The 17,022-nt window shown below is 57.8% G+C and carries 20 protein-coding genes and 1 pseudogene; 6 read left to right on the top strand and 15 right to left on the bottom strand.

Translation table 11 applies throughout. The features are described 5' to 3' along the window. Positions 1 to 126: 126 nt before the first annotated feature. From ACLD9W_RS01880 to hscB, 6 genes are all read right to left on the bottom strand, one after another. Positions 127 to 918, bottom strand: coding sequence for a polyamine aminopropyltransferase (locus tag ACLD9W_RS01880; RefSeq protein WP_410840437.1), 792 nt, complete (start codon positions 916 to 918; stop codon positions 127 to 129). Then, positions 918 to 1,115 (bottom strand): Fe-S cluster assembly protein IscX, encoded by a 198-nt coding sequence (iscX, locus tag ACLD9W_RS01875; RefSeq protein WP_036495570.1) that lies wholly within the window; start codon positions 1,113 to 1,115, stop codon positions 918 to 920. The genes ACLD9W_RS01880 and iscX overlap by 1 nt, the downstream gene beginning before the upstream one ends. Positions 1,116 to 1,239: 124 nt before the next feature. Next, positions 1,240 to 1,581 carry an ISC system 2Fe-2S type ferredoxin gene (gene fdx, locus ACLD9W_RS01870; protein ID WP_094030967.1) on the bottom strand — a complete coding sequence of 114 codons (342 nt, stop codon included), beginning with the start codon at positions 1,579 to 1,581 and terminating at the stop codon, positions 1,240 to 1,242. Between the two features lie 42 nt (positions 1,582 to 1,623). Continuing rightward, on the bottom strand, positions 1,624 to 2,019 hold the full coding sequence (locus ACLD9W_RS01865; RefSeq protein ID WP_410840436.1) for a TIGR02328 family protein: 396 nt from the start codon (positions 2,017 to 2,019) through the stop codon (positions 1,624 to 1,626). A 78-nt stretch (positions 2,020 to 2,097) separates the two neighbouring features. Beyond that, positions 2,098 to 3,951 carry a Fe-S protein assembly chaperone HscA gene (gene hscA / locus ACLD9W_RS01860; RefSeq protein ID WP_410840435.1) on the bottom strand — a complete coding sequence of 618 codons (1,854 nt, stop codon included), beginning with the start codon at positions 3,949 to 3,951 and terminating at the stop codon, positions 2,098 to 2,100. A 54-nt stretch (positions 3,952 to 4,005) separates the two neighbouring features. Next, on the bottom strand, positions 4,006 to 4,503 hold the full coding sequence (hscB, locus tag ACLD9W_RS01855; protein WP_410840434.1) for a Fe-S protein assembly co-chaperone HscB: 498 nt from the start codon (positions 4,501 to 4,503) through the stop codon (positions 4,006 to 4,008). 67 nt (positions 4,504 to 4,570) lie between these two features. Between hscB and arfA the strand changes: the two are divergent. Then, a pseudogene (gene arfA / locus ACLD9W_RS01850) lies at positions 4,571 to 4,797 on the top strand (alternative ribosome rescue factor ArfA). On the opposite strand, the gene iscA reads toward arfA, so the two are convergent. From iscA to iscR, 7 genes are all read right to left on the bottom strand, one after another. Then, the gene (iscA, locus tag ACLD9W_RS01845; RefSeq protein WP_410840433.1) at positions 4,757 to 5,077 is read right to left on the bottom strand and encodes an iron-sulfur cluster assembly protein IscA; all 321 of its coding nucleotides are present in this window, start codon (positions 5,075 to 5,077) and stop codon (positions 4,757 to 4,759) included. The pseudogene arfA and the gene iscA overlap by 41 nt on opposite strands. A 40-nt stretch (positions 5,078 to 5,117) precedes the next feature. Beyond that, on the bottom strand, positions 5,118 to 5,366 hold the full coding sequence (locus ACLD9W_RS01840; protein WP_410840432.1) for a recombinase RecA: 249 nt from the start codon (positions 5,364 to 5,366) through the stop codon (positions 5,118 to 5,120). A gap of 47 nt (positions 5,367 to 5,413) precedes the next feature. Continuing rightward, positions 5,414 to 5,806 (bottom strand): Fe-S cluster assembly scaffold IscU, encoded by a 393-nt coding sequence (iscU, locus tag ACLD9W_RS01835; RefSeq protein ID WP_410840431.1) that lies wholly within the window; start codon positions 5,804 to 5,806, stop codon positions 5,414 to 5,416. 68 nt (positions 5,807 to 5,874) lie between these two features. Beyond that, positions 5,875 to 6,003, bottom strand: a complete 129-nt coding sequence (locus ACLD9W_RS01830; RefSeq protein WP_002234986.1) for a hypothetical protein — start codon at positions 6,001 to 6,003, stop codon at positions 5,875 to 5,877. 198 nt (positions 6,004 to 6,201) lie between these two features. Further along, on the bottom strand, positions 6,202 to 6,669 hold the full coding sequence (locus tag ACLD9W_RS01825; protein WP_070773466.1) for a hypothetical protein: 468 nt from the start codon (positions 6,667 to 6,669) through the stop codon (positions 6,202 to 6,204). A 76-nt stretch (positions 6,670 to 6,745) separates the two neighbouring features. Beyond that, positions 6,746 to 7,960 (bottom strand): IscS subfamily cysteine desulfurase, encoded by a 1,215-nt coding sequence (locus ACLD9W_RS01820; protein WP_410840430.1) that lies wholly within the window; start codon positions 7,958 to 7,960, stop codon positions 6,746 to 6,748. Positions 7,961 to 7,991: 31 nt separating this feature from the next. After that, positions 7,992 to 8,435 carry a Fe-S cluster assembly transcriptional regulator IscR gene (gene iscR, locus ACLD9W_RS01815; protein ID WP_410840429.1) on the bottom strand — a complete coding sequence of 148 codons (444 nt, stop codon included), beginning with the start codon at positions 8,433 to 8,435 and terminating at the stop codon, positions 7,992 to 7,994. Positions 8,436 to 8,697: 262 nt separating this feature from the next. Between iscR and ACLD9W_RS01810 the strand changes: the two genes are divergently transcribed. The 5 genes from ACLD9W_RS01810 to ACLD9W_RS01790 all read left to right on the top strand — a co-directional run bounded on the left by ACLD9W_RS01810 (position 8,698) and on the right by ACLD9W_RS01790 (position 14,840). Continuing rightward, positions 8,698 to 9,867 (top strand): L-lactate dehydrogenase, encoded by a 1,170-nt coding sequence (locus tag ACLD9W_RS01810; protein ID WP_410840428.1) that lies wholly within the window; start codon positions 8,698 to 8,700, stop codon positions 9,865 to 9,867. Positions 9,868 to 10,150: 283 nt separating this feature from the next. After that, a complete protein-coding gene (locus tag ACLD9W_RS01805; RefSeq protein ID WP_410840427.1) occupies positions 10,151 to 10,498 on the top strand; it encodes a hypothetical protein in 348 nt (115 codons plus the stop codon). 380 nt (positions 10,499 to 10,878) lie between these two features. Continuing rightward, positions 10,879 to 12,027 carry an ATP phosphoribosyltransferase regulatory subunit gene (locus ACLD9W_RS01800; RefSeq protein WP_410840426.1) on the top strand — a complete coding sequence of 383 codons (1,149 nt, stop codon included), beginning with the start codon at positions 10,879 to 10,881 and terminating at the stop codon, positions 12,025 to 12,027. Positions 12,028 to 12,175: 148 nt separating this feature from the next. Beyond that, complete coding sequence (locus ACLD9W_RS01795) at positions 12,176 to 13,471, top strand: adenylosuccinate synthase (protein ID WP_410840425.1); 1,296 nt, start codon at positions 12,176 to 12,178, stop codon at positions 13,469 to 13,471. A gap of 169 nt (positions 13,472 to 13,640) precedes the next feature. Beyond that, entirely contained in the window at positions 13,641 to 14,840 is a 1,200-nt protein-coding gene (locus ACLD9W_RS01790; RefSeq protein WP_410840424.1) for a sugar transporter, read from the top strand. Between the two features lie 438 nt (positions 14,841 to 15,278). Here ACLD9W_RS01790 and ACLD9W_RS01785 read toward each other — a convergent pair whose 3' ends face one another. Both ACLD9W_RS01785 and ACLD9W_RS01780 read right to left on the bottom strand, forming a co-directional pair. Then, positions 15,279 to 16,364, bottom strand: coding sequence for a DegT/DnrJ/EryC1/StrS family aminotransferase (locus tag ACLD9W_RS01785; RefSeq protein WP_410840423.1), 1,086 nt, complete (start codon positions 16,362 to 16,364; stop codon positions 15,279 to 15,281). Between the two features lie 24 nt (positions 16,365 to 16,388). Then, entirely contained in the window at positions 16,389 to 16,970 is a 582-nt protein-coding gene (locus tag ACLD9W_RS01780) for an acyltransferase (RefSeq protein WP_410840422.1), read from the bottom strand. Between the last annotated feature and the right edge of the window lie 52 nt (positions 16,971 to 17,022).

The following is a 17,022-nucleotide window of genomic DNA, read 5'->3' as shown; positions in this document are numbered from 1 at the left end:
GTTTTTGTTCCAGCCTGTCGGGCGCGGAAATATCTTGTAGGTTTTTGGCGTAGGCGGTGTGTTCTGCCGCATCCGAATATGTTTTCAGACGGCCTTTATGGCCGTCTGAAAAGCGGAAAGCGCCGTTTACAGAAGCAGCGATTTGCCGTTGTGCGGGTTGGCGGCTCTGACAGCGGCTAGGAGGGCGTGGAAGTCGAGGCCGTATTGCTGCGCGAGTCGGCCGGCGCGTTTTTTCAGGGCGTCGAAGCGCGTCTCGCGCGGGCTTTGTTTGAAGGCGGCAACGGCGATGTTGCCGTGGCTCTCGGCGGGAATGTGCAAGACGCGGCCGTCGAAGCAGCGGGACAGGGTTTCGACGAAGCGGGGGAAACGGCGGTCGCCGCTCCACCAGTTGGTGACGAAGATGCCGTCTGAAGACAGGGCGCGGCGGCAGTCTTGGAAAAATTCGGCGGTGACGAGGCTGTCGATGATTTGTTCGCCGTCGAAGCCGTCGACCAGCAGGATGTCGGTGCCGCCGAGCAGGGTTTTGACATATTGCGCGCCGTCGGCTTCGACAATTTCGAAGTTCTGTCCTTCAAACGGCAGTTCGAACAGGCTGCGGGCGACGGCGATAACCTGGGGATTGATGTCGACGGCGGTTTGCCGCGTGTCGGGCAGGTACGCGTCTATCCAGCGGGCGAACGAGCCGCCGCCGAGGCCGATTTGCGTGATGTGCGCGGGCGGGTCGGCAAAGAGCAGCCAGGCCATCATGGCGCGGCTGTACGAGAGGACGAGTTCGGCGGGCTTGTCGAGGCTCATCGAGCTTTGGATGGTGCTGCTGCCCAGATGCAGGGAGCGGATGCCGTTTTCTTCGGAGATGCCGACTTCGGGCAGGGCGTCGCGGGCGGGGCGCAGGCGGCGGTAGGGATGGCGGGGCGGCATTATTCGGCTTCTTCAATCCAAGCCTGCTGCACGGCTTCGAGAATGCGCTCGCCGCAGCGGGCAGGGTCGTCGTCGAACTCGGGCAGGGCGAGAATCATGTCGCGCAACTGGGTGAAGCGCAGGGTTTTGGGGTCGATGCTTTCGCCGTGTAAATCGTAAAGCTCTTCGGCGATGCGTTGGGTGTCGGTCCATTTCATCATCGGCTTCCTTATGTGTTGTTTTTCATATGTTGTTTTTCGCGAAGAGGCCGTCTGAAAGATATGGGCCGACTTGTGTCGGGTTATGACCCAGCCTACATTGGTATTCAGACGGCCTTTGGTTTTAATGGTCTTCGCGGGCGTGGTTGATGGTGTATTTGGGGATTTCGACCACCAAATCTTCATCGGCCACCACGGCCTGACAACTCAGGCGCGAGTCGGCTTCCAAGCCCCAGGCCTGGTCGAGCAGGTCTTCTTCGAGTTCGGTCGGTTCTTCCATGCTGTCGAAACCTTGGCGGATGATGACGTGGCAGGTGGTGCAGGCGCAGGATTTTTCACAGGCGTGATCGACTTCGATGTCGTGATCGAGCAATACGTCGAGTACGGTTTTGCCCTCGGGTGCGTCTTCGATGACCGCACCTTCGGGGCAGAGTGTGGCGTGTGGGAGTACGGTGATTTTGGGCATTGTTTTTTCTCTTTATGAAAGTGGTTTGGTGGTTTGTTGTGTTCAGACGGCCGGTATGCTGTCTGTATGGTTTATGTCGATTTCGATGCCTTTGTTTTTCAGGTTTTGCAGGCATTCGGCCAAATAGGCGTCGTCGTGTTCGGGGTAAACGGGGCTGCTTTGGGTTGCGACAGTTTCCGGCGGTTCGGGCGGCAGGCTTTTACCGCGATATTCGGGTGCGAGCCATTGCGCGTCGGGGCGGTAGCTGCGTTTTTGCATTTCCTTCATGACGAGCAGGTGGTAGCGGTAGAGCAGGCTGCGCGGATAGCGGAACACATAATTCACCGTCGCGTGCGGCCTGCCCCAGCCCGCGCCGCGCAGGGCGGCGCATTCGCGGTGCTGTCCCAAAAGCTGGGCGCGGGGCAGGTGGGGAATGAGGGTTTCGTGCCAGAGGCGCATAGTGTTTTTACCTTTTCAGACGGCCTTTGGTGTATCAACGCTTCTTTTACATACAGGCCGTCTGAAACCATTGTCCGTTTAAATATCGTCCACGCTTTGTCCGGTTAGGGCGCGTTGGATATTGCGGTTCATACGTTTGGCGGCGAAGTTGTCGGTGGCGTTGCCCAAGTCGGACACGGCGGCGCGGATTTCTTCGGCGCTGCCGTTGTTCAGACGGCCTTCAAGCGCGGCGATGCTGTTTTGGATGGCGGCCAACTCGGCTGCGTCGAGCAGGTCGGCATCGAGTTCCAACGCGGCGGCCACTGCGCCGAGCAGCCCTTCTGCTTCAACGGCGGCTTCGGCGCGGGCGCGGGCGGCCATGTCTTCGGCGGCGTTGGCCATGCTGTCTTTGAGCATCTGTGTGATGGTGTCGTCGTCGAGGCCGTAAGAGGGTTTGACTTCGATTTGCGCCTGCACGCCGGTGGACTGCTCCTGCGCGGATACCGACAACAGGCCGTCTGCATCGACTTGGAAGGTAACGCGGATACGCGCCGCGCCGGCGGTCATCGGCGGGATGCCGCGTAGGGTGAATTTGGCGAGGCTGCGGCAGTCGGACACCAATTCGCGCTCGCCTTGTACGACGTGCACGGTCATGGCGGTTTGGCCGTCTTTGAAGGTGGTGAAATCTTGGGCGCGGGCGGTGGGGATGGTGGAATTGCGCGGAATGATTTTTTCGGCGAGGCCGCCGTAGGTTTCGAGGCCGAGCGACAGGGGAATCACGTCGAGCAGCAGCCATTCGCCGGCGGTTTTGTTGCCCGCAAGTACATCGGCCTGCATGGCCGCGCCCAACGCGACGACTTGGTCGGGGTTGAGATTGTTGAGCGGCGTTTGGCCGAAAAATGTGGCTACGGCCTGCTGGATATGCGGCATACGGGTCGAGCCGCCCACCATAATCACGCCTTTGATGTCGGCTTTGGACACGCCCGCGTCTTTGAGCGCCTGCTTCACCGGTTCGATGGTTTTTTGCACCAGATGGCGCGTCAGCTCTTGAAATTCTTGGCGGGTAACGGTGGCGCGGATTGGGCGGCCGTCTGAAAGCTCGGTTTCGATGTGGGTTTGCTCGCGGTCGGTCAACTCTTCTTTGGCGCGGCGGGCAAGCGAGAGCAGGAGTTGGCTGTCTTGGTCGGATAATTGCGACAGACCGAGTTGTTCGAGCAGGTGGCAGAACAGGCGTTGGTCGAAATCGTCGCCGCCCAAGGCGCTGTCGCCGTTGGTGGATTTGACTTGAAACAAGCCCTTGCTCAATTCGAGCACGGATACGTCGAGCGTACCGCCGCCGAGGTCGTACACCACAAATGTGCCTTCCGAGCCGTTGTCGAGGCCGTAGGCGATGGCGGCGGCGGTCGGCTCGTTGAGCAGGCGCAACACATTGATGCCGGCCAAACGCGCCGCGTCTTTGGTGGCCTGGCGCTGCGCGTCGTCAAAATAGGCCGGCACGGTAATCACCGCGCCCACCAGCGCGCCGCCGAGGCTTTCTTCGGCGCGGGTTTTGAGGGTTTTGAGGATTTCGGCGGATACGTCGATGGGGTTTTTCACGCCTTGGCGCGTGGCCAGCCCGATGATGCGCTCGCTCTCGTCAAACCGGTAGGGCAGCGATGCGGCGTCAATGTCTTCGAGTTTGCGGCCGATAAGGCGTTTGGCCGAGCTGATGGTGTTTTGCGGGTCGCTTTTTTGCGCGGCGAGGGCTTCGTGGCCGACGGTGATGCCGTCTGAAAGATAGCGCACCACCGAGGGCAGCGTAACGCGGCCTTGTTCGTCGGGCAGGCAGACCGCACTGCCGCTTTTGACGGTGGCAACGAGGCTGTTGGTTGTGCCCAAGTCGATGCCGACGGCGAGACGGTGTTGGTGCGGCGCGGCAGACATGCCGGGTTCGGCGATTTGGAGTAGAGCCATGATATTCGGGAGATTGGTGTGTTTGGGTTGGAAGGCGGTGTTTCAGACGGCCTGTCAGGCCTGGCGGATTTCGCGCAGCAGTTTGTCGAAAAAACGTCCCTGCCGCACCAGCTGCGCCGCCTCTTCATGCCGCTTGTCGGCAAACGCCTGCTGCAGGTCGGCAAACAGTTTTTCTGCTTCAGCGGCGATTTCATTTTCCAGATTTTTCAGCGCGGCGGCTTCGTTTTCCATCTGTGCTTCCATCAGCGTTTCGCGCCATTCCATCTGCTGCATCAGAAATTCGGGCGCAAACGAAGTATGTTCGGGCGCGTCGGCGTCGATGCCCTGCTCTTTGAGCAGGTAGGCGGCACGGTCGATGGGATTTTTCAGCGTGCGGTAGGCTTCGTTGACGGTGGCCGACATCATCACGGCCTGCTTTTGCTCAAACGCCGATGCGGCGGCGAAGCGGTCGGGATGGAAACGCGCAGCCAGCGTGCGGTAACGGCTTTCCAGCGTATCTTCGTCAAGTGTAAAGCCTACGGGCAGGTCAAACAGGGTAAAGTATTGGTTCATAAAAATATTTGCCGTTTCAGACGGCCTTGTATATAATTCGCCGTCCGTAAAACAAAAGGAAAATCAAATGAGTGCGAAAGTGCAGCACAACAAGGGCAAAATCCGCGACAACGCGCTCAAAGCCCTGGTGAAATCCAATTTGTTCCGCCACAAAACGGAGCGGAAGAAAAAAGGCAAAGGCAGCTACCACAGGCAGTCTGCTAAAAAATGGCGGGACGGTTTTGAAAACTGTCCCGTCTTTTTTTTGCGCGTCTCAAACGTGGAAGCTCTCGCCGCAGCCGCATGATTCTTTGACATTTGGGTTTTCAAATTTGAAACCTTCCTGCAAGCCTTCTTTAGTGTAATCCACCTGCGTGCCGTCGAGATAAACCAGGCTTTTGGGGTCGATAAACACTTTGGCGCCGTGTTCTTCAAATACCAAATCTTCGGCAGCCGGCTCGTCGACAAATTCGAGGTTGTAGGCCATGCCCGAGCAGCCGCTGGTTTTTACGCCCAAGCGCACGCCCAAGCCTTTGCCGCGCTTGGTCAGATAACTGTTGATGTATTTGGCGGCGTTTTCTGTGATGGTAATCATGTTTTTCCTTTGCTTTGTTTTTCAGACGGCCTTTCGGGTTTTAGAGGCCGTCTGAAACGGTTTGTTTAGCCCATGCGACTGCGGCGGCGATGGCGGCTTTGGCCTGCGGGCTGTTTTTCCAACAGGTCGAGCCGGTTAAAGCCGCGCCCTGCTGCAAAATATCGGCGGGGTCGGCGGCGGCGAGTTTTTCCACATCGTCCAAACCCATTTGCTGCAAACGCTGCGATACCGTTTTGCCCACGCCTTTCACAGCCAAGAGCGAGGCGGTTTGCGCTTCGGTAAAAGGCATAAATGCTCCCAATTCGGTTTCAGACGGCCTCTGTCGTCGGCCAAGGCTTAGGCCGTTACCGCTTCTTTTTTCTTGCGGTAGTCGGCCACAGCAGCTTTTACCGCGTCTTCGGCCAGAATCGAGCAGTGGATTTTCACCGGCGGTAATTCCAGTTCTTCGGCGATTTCGCTGTTTTTGATTGCCAGCGCGTCATCCAGGCTTTTGCCTTTGACCCACTCGGTAATCAGGCTGGACGAAGCGATGGCCGAACCGCAGCCATAAGTTTTAAATTTCGCATCTTCGATGATGCCCTCGTCGTTCACTTTGATTTGCAGGCGCATTACGTCGCCGCAGGCCGGCGCGCCGACCATACCGGTGCCGACGGAATCGTCGCCCTTGTCGAATGTGCCGACGTTGCGCGGGTTTTCGTAGTGATCGATTACTTTATCGCTGTATGCCATGATGTGGTTTCCTTAATGTTTTTGATGGTTTAAGTGGTTTGTTTACTGGTTTTCAGACGGCCTGGAGTTTAGATTTTGCACGCGCCGCCTTCGCAGCCATCGTCGTTTTCCGAATCGACGCCGCCTTCCACAGTAACGCCGTCAAAATCTTCAAGCAGATTGTCGAGATTGTCCAAATCTAAATCTTGTTCGTTCATGGTTTTGTATCCTTGATTTTAATGTGGTGGCTTTTGGGTCGTCTGAAAAGGTCTTTTAGGGTTTTCAGACGACCTTTTTTGTTTTTAATATGCGGGTTAAGTTGCCAAACCTAACGTTTCGGGTGGTTTAACGGATTTGTTGGGCTTCCCCACATTTGCTGCATTTTTACTTTTAAGATGTAAATATAGATTGGGTATTTAGCGCAATCTAGTTGGTTTATGACTAACTACATCATATTCCCAAAGTTCAACATCTTCAGGGATAAGATGAGAATACCGCTGTAGATAATACTGGGCTAAAGTTTTTTTAAGTTTGGAATTAAAATCTTTTTGCACAAACATTATTTTTCGATATTCACTTGGAGCAAGCAAAAAATATAACATTGCCTCATTCCAAACAGTCAGTTTCGCACTTGGTACCTTACCACTATCCGTCCATGTATGTGATTTGCATTCAACTAGTATTTTTTTAGCATCGTAATCACAGCCCAAATCAAAATTATGTTCTTTTTTTACTTCTCCCGCACCAATACTTAATTTGAAGTTTCTCGTTAAATCTAATCCTTCTGCTTGAGCAAAATATTGTTCAGCCCAGACTTCAAATTCTCTACCTACGGATGCATTGGAAGAAGCATTTTTGCGTTGAAACCGTAAATTTTTTTCCATATATATTTCATAAGTTATATGGCTTCGAAACGTGAACACCTGTGTTCACGTTTCATTGCTCTATTTACAAGCCAATTTAATGCGCCGCCCATTCAATCGAGTTCAAATCAATCCCGTCTTTGAACATTTCCCACAACGGCGACAGTTCACGCAGTTTGCCGATTTTGGACTTGATCAGTTCTGCTGCAAACTGCACTTCTTCTTCAGTGGTCATGCGGCCGAAGGTGATGCGCAGGGATGAGTGCGCCAGTTCGTCGTTGCGGCCGAGCGCGCGCAGGACGTAGCTTGGCTCAAGGCTGGCAGAAGTACAGGCGGAACCGCTGGATACGGCGAGTTCTTTCACCGCCATAATCAGGCTTTCGCCTTCGACGAAGTTGAAGCTGACGTTCAGGTTATTCGGGGCGCGGTGTTCGAGGTCGCCGTTGATATAGACTTCTTCAATGCCTTCGATGCCTTTGAGGAAGATGTCGCGCAGTTTGCGGTAGTGCGCCATATCTTTTTCCAGCTCTTCTTTGGCGATGCGGAAGGCTTCACCCATGCCGACGATTTGGTGCGTGGGCAATGTACCGCTGCGGAAGCCTCGTTCATGGCCGCCGCCGTGCATTTGCGCTTCAAGGCGCACACGCGGTTTGCGGCGCACATACAATGCGCCGATGCCTTTGGGGCCGTACACTTTGTGGCCGGACATGGAAAGCAGATCGACTTTGGCGGCTTCTACGTCAACCGGCACTTTGCCGCAGGCTTGGGCGGCGTCAACGTGGAAAATGATTTTGCGCGCGCGGCAGATTTCGCCGATGGCGGGAATGTTTTGCACCACGCCGATTTCGTTGTTCACCCACATGACGGAAATCAAAATGGTGTCGTCGCGGATGGCGGCTTTCAATACTTCGAGGTCAACCAAGCCGTTTTCCTGTACATCAAGATAGGTTACGTCGTAGCCCTGACGCTCGAGTTCGCGCATAGTATCGAGCACGGCTTTGTGTTCGGTTTTAACGGTAATTAAATGCTTGCCTTTGCTTTTGTAAAAATGCGCCGCGCCTTTGATGGCGAGGTTGTTGGACTCGGTGGCGCCGCTGGTGAAGACGATTTCTTTCGGGTCGGCGTTAATCAGTGCGGCGATGTTGGCGCGGGCTTGGTCAACAGCTTCTTCGGCCACCCAGCCGAAGCTGTGGCTGTTGGAAGCGGGGTTGCCGAAAGTTTCGGTGAGATAGGGAATCATTTTTTCGGCAACGCGTTTGTCAACCGGAGTGGTGGCGGCGTAATCGAGGTAAACGGGGGTTTTGACGGTCATGGTGTGGTCTTTCCTGATGTTTGTGTCGGGTTCAGTTTATATGGGTGAGGTTGATGACTTTGCCGGAGTGGTGGTCTTTTTGGCTGAGCACGCTTTGCAGGGTGACGCTGCTTAAATATTGGTTGATGGTGCGGTTCAGGTTTTCCCACAAATCGTGGGTCAGACAGGGCGCGCCGTTGTGGCAGTTGGCTTTGCTGCTGCATTGCGTGGCATCGAGCTTGTCTTCGGCGGCAGTGATGATTTGGGCGATGCTGATTTGTCCCGCGTCTGCCGCTAGCACATAACCGCCGCCGGGGCCGCGTATGCTGTCTACCAGACGGGCGCGGCGCAGTTTGCCGAAAAGCTGTTCCAAATAAGAAAGCGAGATGTTTTGGCGCTCGCTGATGTCGTTCAGTTTGACCGCGCCGTTTTGCGCGTGCATCGCCAAATCGAGCATGGCGGTAACGGCGAAGCGTCCTTTGGTAGTGAGTCGCATGGCGGTTTCGTGATGTTATGTTTTGTAGACGCGATTGTGCTATAGTTGAGTGAATCGGTCAAGTATTTGAGGTTTGTTTGATGATAGTCAAGACTTGGCTGAATTTTAAATGATATGCGTTTGCGTTCTATTATTTATTTCGATAGAGTGCGCGGTTTTGCGGCTTTCTGCAAAAGGCCGTCTGAAAATCCGGTATTGCCCGCCGATGCGGGCAAATTGCCGTTTTCGGGAATGCAGATAACGAAGGAAAAGGAACAAAACAATGCGTGATTTAAGCAAAATGACCTGCATCGAAGATTTGCGCTGCGTGGCGAAATTCAAAATGCCGAAGATGTTTTACGACTACATCGACTCCGGTTCGTGGACGCAGCAGACCTACCGCGCCAACACCACTGATTTCGAGCCCATCCAGTTCCGCCAGAAAGTGCTGGTAAATATGGAAGGCCGCTCGTTGGAAAGCGAGATGATCGGCCAGAAAGTGAAAATGCCGCTGGCCATTGCCCCCACCGGTTTCACCGGCATGGCATGGGCGGACGGCGAAATCCATGCCGCGCGTGCCGCCGAGAAATTCGGCGTGCCGTTTTCCCTTTCCACTATGTCCATCTGCTCGATTGAAGACGTGGCGGAAAACACCTCCGCGCCGTTTTGGTTCCAGCTTTATGTGATGCGCGACCGCGAATTTATGGAAAACCTGATCAAGCGTGCGCAGGATGCCAAATGCTCCGCCCTGATTCTCACCGCCGATTTGCAGGTGCTCGGCCAGCGCCACAAAGACATCAAAAACGGCCTGTCCGCGCCGCCCAAGCCCACCATCATGAACTGCATCAATCTGGCAACCAAATGGGAATGGTGCTGGAACATGCTGCACACCGAACGCCGCACCTTCCGCAACATCGTTGGCCACGCGAAAAACGTTGGTGATTTGTCTTCGCTCTCCTCTTGGACATCCGAGCAGTTCGACCCGCGCCTGTCGTGGGACGACGTTGCCCGCATCAAAGACCTGTGGGGCGGCAAACTCATCATCAAAGGCATTATGGAACCCGAAGACGCCGAATTGGCCGTCAAACACGGCGCGGACGCCATCGTCGTGTCCAACCACGGCGGCCGCCAGCTCGACGGTGCCCCCTCGTCCATCCATGCCCTGCCAAATGTCGTGCAGGCCGTCGGCAGTCAAACCGAAGTCTGGCTCGACAGCGGCATCCGCAGCGGCCAAGACATGCTTAAAGCCTGGGCGATGGGTGCGCGCGGCTTCATGACCGGCCGCGCCTTCCTCTACGGCTTGGGTGCATACGGCGAAGACGGTGTGCGCCGCGCCCTCGAAATCATGTACAACGAAATGGACGTCACCATGGCCTTCACCGGCCACCGCAACCTGTCCGAAGTGGACAGCAGCATTTTGGTGGACGGCACCTATCCGCTGCCGACCCGCTGATTGTCCGAATGGCAAAAAGGCCGTCTGAAAAAGCCCGAACAGGTTTTTCAGACGGCCTTTTCTTGTTTCTGCCGCTTTTCGTTAGGAAAACGGCAAACCGAGCCGGAAGAGGGCGGCAGGGTAGGAAATGGCGTGCCGGTGCGGCGTGCCTTATAATTTTGCTGCCTTTTGTTTATGTCTATTCGGAAGGTTTTTTTAATTTCATTGCAACATTGATTACGGATAAAAAATACAAAATCTTACGGCTTCGCTTGTTTCGGCTTTGCTGGCTGCGTCGGCAGTTGTGGCAGCGGAAGAAGTTTATGAATTCGGCAGGGGCATCAGCCAGACGGAAGGGGCATTCTTCCGTGAATCAGGAGTGGTGGGAAACAGGGCGGAGCGTTCCCGGTATTTGAACGAAAGGGCGCAGCAAACTAAAGCGTTTGTGCAGTCGCCCCCGCGCAAAACAAGCGTCCGCGACAATGCGGCGCAGAACAAAAAGCCCGGCAAGCAGGCCAAGAAAAAACAGTCCGAAGAATATTTCGGCAGCAAAAAATGGGAAGCGGACGCTCGGCGCAGTTTCCGTAATGAAATGAAAAAACGCGAGGCAGAACGTAAGGCCGGGCGCAGTGTGTTTGACGAGTATATGTAGTATCTCAATGTATTAAGCAGACCGTCAGCCAAAGAAAACAGGCCGTCTGAAAAGGGTTTTAACTTTGTTGAAGCCGCGTTTTCAGACGGCCTCAACCGTTTTCGCGATACCCGCATGCTGCGGGCGGCCCAGCTTGCCCCGTATCGTGCCGCCGAAGCGGCAACGGGGCAGGGCGGTCGAGGCCGTCTGAAAACCCGTTTCCCGCCTTTCAGAAACGTCATCCCCGCGCAGGCGGGGACGGCTTCAACTTCGCTCTTGCCAGCCCCTCTTAACGATGGAAAAGCAAACTGCACAAACTGTTTTTTTATGTTAAAGTGCGGCTTTAAAAACAACGCAGACGCAGGTCTTCCGGCCGCTTTTTTTATGCGTCGTCCACCACTATGCAGCCTTGGCAGCTTCCCGAATACGTCGCCGACATCCTGCCCACCGGGGCGCGGCAGCTTGAAAGCGCGAAAGAAAAAATCCTCGCCCTGTTCCGCTCGCACGGCTACGAACTCGTGCATCCGCCGCTGATGGAATACAGCCGCTCGCTGCTCACCCATATCGACTCCGGCCTCTCCCTCAAAACCATCCGCGTCACCGACCAAATCAGCGGCCGCCAGCTCGGCATCCGCGCCGACATCACGCCGCAGGTCGCCCGCATCGACGCCCACCTCCTCTCGTCCAACCAAGGCATCAACCGTCTGTGCTACGCAGGCTCGGTGCTGCACGCCCGTCCCGAAGGTTTTTTAAACACCCGCGAACCTTTGCAGGTGGGCGCGGAGCTTTACGGCTACGGCGGCATCGAAGCCGACATCGAAATCATCGGCCTGATGCTCGACAGCCTGAACACCGCCGATTTCGGCGACGTCTTGCTCTCGCTCGGCCACATCGGCGTTTTCCGCGCCCTCTCCGCCGCCGCAGGGCTGGACGCGCAGCAGTCAGAAACCCTGCTCGAGCTGATGCAGGACAAAGACGCCGCCGCTGTTGAAGGCCGTCTGAAAGAATGGCGGCTCGACGGTATGTGGCAGAAAGCCCTCGCCCTCTTGCCCGCGCTCTACGGCGGCCGCGAAACCCTCGCCGCCGCGCGGCAGAAACTGCCCGAACTCTCCGCCGTCAGCCGTGCCCTCGACGAACTCGAAGCCGTGTGCACCGCCTTCCCGCAGCAGCGCGTCCACATCGATTTGGCCGAGCTGCGCGTCGACAACTACCACAGCGGCCTGCTCTACGCCGCTTACGGCAGCGGCGGCCATGATGCGGTAGCGCGCGGCGGCCGTTACGACGGCTTGGGCGTCCACTTCGGCCGCGCCCGCCCCGCCACCGGTTTCAGCTTCGATTTGCGCAAATTCCTCGGACGCCTGCCGCAAAACGAGCGCCGTCCCGCTATTTCCGTCGCCCTGGCCGACGCGGCCGAAGCTGCCGAAGCCGTCGCACAGTTGCGCGCGGCGGGCGAAACCGTCGTTATCGACTACGGCCTGCCCTCCAACAGCAGCAGCGGCAGCACGCGCCGCCTGCAAAAGCAAAACGGCGCGTGGACGGTCACGGAATAGGGCAGACCCGATACGGCGTTTTCAGACGGCCTCCAAGCACGCAGCCTCGCGCATCAGGCCGTCTAAAAAGCCAAGCAAGCAGCACATTTCCAGCGGCCGCCTTTTTCAGACGGCCTCCCGTTTTCCCCTCATTTAAGGCAAACACAATATGGCACAAAACGTAGTAGTCGTCGGCTCGCAGTGGGGCGACGAAGGCAAAGGCAAAATCGTAGACTGGCTGGCCGAGCAGAGCAACGGCGTCGTCCGCTTCCAGGGTGGCCACAACGCCGGGCACACCCTCGTCGTCGGCGGCAAAAAAACCATCCTGCGCCTGATACCCAGCGGCATCCTGCACGAAAAACTCGACTGCTTTATCGGCTCGGGCGTCGTCGTTTCCCCTGAAGCCCTGCTGGGCGAAATCGACGAACTCACCGCCGCCGGCGTGAAAAACGTCGAAGGCCGTCTGAAAATTGCTCCCACCGCCACCCTTATCCTGCCCTACCACATCGCCCTCGACCAGGCGCGCGAAGCCTCGAAGGGCGACCAGAAAATCGGCACCACCGGCCGCGGCATCGGCCCGGCCTACGAAGACAAAGTCGCCCGCCGCGCCGTGCGCGCCGTCGACCTTTTCGACTGCGGCAAACTGGCGGAAAAAGTCCGCGCCAACGTCGAGCTTTACAACATCCAACTGCAACACCTGCACGGCGCCGCGCCCGTCTCCTACGAAGACATCATGGCGAAAATCGAAGGCTTCAAAGACCGCATCCTGCCGATGATTCACGACGTTGCCCGCACCCTCTACGAAAAAAACGCGCGCGGCGAACACTTGCTGTTTGAAGGCGCGCAGGGCACGCTGCTCGACATCGACTACGGCACTTACCCCTTCGTCACCTCGTCCAACTGCTCCGCCGGCGCCGCCGCCCCCGGTGCGGGCGTGCCGCCGCATATGCTCGACTATGTGCTGGGCATCGTCAAAGCCTACACCACCCGCGTCGGCTCGGGTCCCTTCCCGACCGAACTCTTCGACGACATCGGCGCCGGTCTGGCCGAACGCGGCCACGAGTTCGGCTCGGTCACCGGCCGTCCGCGCCGCTGCGGCTGGTTCGACGCCGCCGCCCTCAAACGCTCCATCCAAATCAACGGCATCACCGGCATGTGCATCACCAAACTCGACGTGATGGACGGTATCGAAGAAATCAAAATCTGCGTCGGCTACGAATTTGAAGGCAAACGCACCGACATCCTGCCCTTCGGCGCCGACGCCGTCGCCAAATGCACGCCCGTATACGAAACCCTGCCCGGCTGGACGGAATCCACCTTCGGCATCACCGAATACGACGCGCTGCCGGAAAACGCCCGCCGCTATCTCAAACGCATCGAAGAAGTGTGCGGCGCGCCCGTCGCCATCATCTCCACCGGCCCCGACCGCGAGCAGACTATTTTGCTGCAACACCCGTTTGCCTGATTACGGAGGCAAGAGGCCGTCTGAAAGCGCGAAAACAGGCTTTCAGACGGCCTTTCGCACGATACCGCCATATGTTTTCCTGACGTTAGGACGGCCTGCAAACAACAGGCCGTCTGAAAACCAAAAGGCCGTCTGAAAACACACCACACATCCAACCCCGAAAGCCCCCATGCCCAACAGCGAATCCGCCCGCTGGCTCAGCGTCTTCGCCCTTGCCTGCGCCGCCTTTATCTTCAACACCACCGAATTCATCCCCGTCGCCCTGCTCAGCGACATCGGCGCGGGTTTTGCCATGAAACCCGCCGACACCGGCATCATGATTACCGTCTATGCCTGGGTCGTCGCCCTGATGTCGCTGCCGCTGATGCTCACCACCCGCAACACCGAACGGCGCGGCCTGCTGCTCGTGCTGTTTGCCGTGTTCTCCGCCGCCCATGTGCTGTCGTATTTCGCACAGAGTTTCGCCGTGCTGCTCGCCTCGCGCGTTGCCGTTGCCCTGACCCACGCCCTGTTTTGGTCGATTACCGCCGCGCTGGCCGTGCGCGTCGCACCGCAGGGCAAGGGCAACCAGGCGCTCGGCATTTTGAGTACCGGCACCGTGCTGGCGATGGTGCTCGGCATCCCGCTGGGGCGGCTGGCGGGCAACGCCTACGGCTGGCGGCTCAGCTTCCTGCTTATCGGCCTGGCCGCCGTACCCGTCGCCCTCGTGCTGGCGAAAAGCCTGCCCAAACTGCCCAGCGCCAACACCGGCTCGCTCGACAGCCTGCCCGTGCTCGCCAAACGCAAAAGCCTGATGCTGCTCTACGCCTTCACCATCCTGATGATTACCGCCCACTTCACCGCATACAGCTACATCGAACCCTTCGCCCTGCAAAGCGCCCGTTTCGCCCCGCAGCAGGCCACGCTGCTGCTCTTGGTATACGGCGCGGCGGGCTTTGCCGGATCGTATCTTTTCGGACGGCATTTCAGCCGCAACGCCCGCGTTTTCTTCGCCGCCGCCACCGCCGCCACCGCCGCCGCCATGTTCCTGCTGCTGCCTCTGTCCGCGCCCGGCTGGCTGCTGATGGCGCTGTGTTTCTTCTGGGGCATCGTGATTACCACCCTGGGCCTCGCCATGATTTCGCGCGTGCTGCACTTTGCCGCCGACGCTACCGACGTCGCGTCTTCCATTTACTCGTCGCTGTTCAACGTCGGCATCGGCGGCGGCGCCCTGTTCGGCCGCTACGCCGCCCAATGGTTCGGCCTGAACAACATCGGCTACGCAGGCGGCAGCCTCGCCGCCCTCGCCCTGCTGCTGGCGCTGGTGTTGGTGAAACAGCCCGATTTTGCCGACGCGCCGCAGGGGAAAACGGACGCGGAGGCCGTCTGAAAGCGCGGTTTCAACGGAGTTGGAAAACGGATTGGGGGGTTTCAGACGGCCTTTCGCGCCCCCGCACGGTTGCCGACAATCCCAAAACCGCGTGCCCGCTGTGCGGCACATTCTGCACAAGAACAATTAAGGCCGTCTGAAAGCCGAATTCCCGCTTTCAGACGGCCTTTCGCGTGCCCGCACGGCTTCCGACAAAACCCAAAAAACCGCGTGCGCCGCTGTGTGCACATCCTGCATAAGAATGGTTTGAGGCCGTCTGAAAGCCGACCCCCCACTTTCAGACGGCCTTTCGCGCGCCCGCACGGTTTCCGACAAAACCCAAAAAACCGCGTTCGCCGCTGTGTGCACATCCTGCACAAAAACGGTTTGAGGCCGTCTGAAAGCTCGTAAAACGGTGTTTCAGACGGCCTCAATCGTGCCGCTTAATGCCTGCGGGGTTTACCGTTTCACGGCCCGATGCAGCGCGCCGACGACCTGCCGCACCTGCGCTTCGGTCATGTAGGGGTGCATCGGCAGGCTCATCACTTCTTCGGCGATACGCTCGCCCACGGGCAGGACGGCATCGGAGGCGACGGCAGGCTGCTTGTTGAGCGGAATCGGGTAGTGCACGGCGGTGGGGATGCCTGCGGCTTTCAAGGCCGTCTGAACCGCGTCGCGGTTTTTCACGCGCACGGTGTATTGGGCATACGCGCTCACATTGTGTGCTTCGATAAAGGGCGCGGCGATGTCGGCTTTGGCCAACTCGTGTGCGTATGTCTGCGCCACTTGGCCGCGCAGGCGGATTTCTTCTTCGAGTATGGCCAGCTTGGGCAGCAGGATGGCGGCTTGCAGCGTGTCCAGACGGCTGTTTACGCCGACGCGGATGTGGTGGTAGCGGCGGTCTTGGCCGTGGCGGGCGGTTTGGCGTATGGCAACGGCCAAGCTGTCGTCGTTGGTGAACACCGCGCCGCCGTCGCCGTAGCAGCCCAGCGGTTTGCTGGGGAAAAAGCTGGTGCAGGCGATGGTGGTGAGCTTGCAGGATTTGCGCCCTTTGTAGCTTGCGCCGAAACTTTGCGCCGCGTCTTCGATAACGGGCAGATTGTGTTTGGCGGCGATGGCGTTAATCGTGTCGAAATCGGCACATTGGCCGTAGAGCGACACGGGAATAATCGCTTTGGTGCGCTCTGTGACAGCGGCTTCGAGCAGGGCGGGGTCGAGGTTGTAGGTTTGTTCGTCAACATCGACGTAAACGGGTTTTGCGCCCAAGAGGGCGACGGTTTCGGCGGTGGCAATGTAGGTGAAGCCGGGGGTGATGACTTCGTCTCCCGCGCCGATGCCCAGCGCCATCAGGGCGATTTGCAGCGCGTCGGTGCCGTTGGCGACGCTGATGCAGTGTTTCGCGCCGCAAAAGGCAGCCAGTTTTTCTTCCAATTCGGCCACTTCGGGGCCGAGTATGTATTGGCCGTGGGCGAGCACTTTTTGAATGCCTGCGTCGATTTGGTCTTTAATCCGCGCCTGTTGGGCGGCAAGGTCGATAAATTGCATGGGGTTTCCTAACGGGATGCGTTTTCAGACGGCCTTATGTACGAGGCCGTCTGAAAGGATGTATTTGTCGCCGCTGTGCGGGCAGACGGCTTCGCCGCTGCCGGTAAGGGGCAAATCGAGTTGTTCGCCGTATTCGCTCATCCAGCCGGTTTGGCGGGCGGGTACGCCCACCACCAGCGCGTAGTCGGGCACGTCTTTATTGACTACCGCACCCGCGCCGACAAAGGCGAAACGGCCGACGGTAACGCCGCAGACGATGGTGCAGTTTGCGCCCAGCGTCGCGCCGGTTTTGACGCGTGTGTCGCGGTACTCGCTTTTGCGCTCAATCAGCGAGCGCGGGTTGTAGACGTTGGTGAACACCATGCTGGGGCCGCAGAATACGCCGTCTTCGAGAAAGACGTTGTCGTACACGGAAACGTTGTTTTGGATTTTGCAGTTATCGCCTATGGCAACGTTGTTGCCGACGAATACGTTTTGGCCGAACGAGCAGTTGCGGCCGATTTTCGCACCGGCGCAGATATGGACGAAATGCCAGATGCGGCAGCCTGCGCCGATGCTGGCGCCTTCGTCGATGATGGCGGTGGGGTGGGCTGTGTAGTCGGTCATGGGGGTTCCCGTAAAGACAGGCCGTCTGAAAATCGGTTGCGCGGTTTCAGAC

The sequence above is a fragment of the Neisseria sp. WLZKY-1 genome (assembly GCF_046546535.1).
Taxonomy (GTDB): domain Bacteria; phylum Pseudomonadota; class Gammaproteobacteria; order Burkholderiales; family Neisseriaceae; genus Neisseria.
The sequence above is the reverse complement of the archived record's forward strand: the minus strand, read 5'-3'. Positions and strand labels throughout refer to the sequence as shown.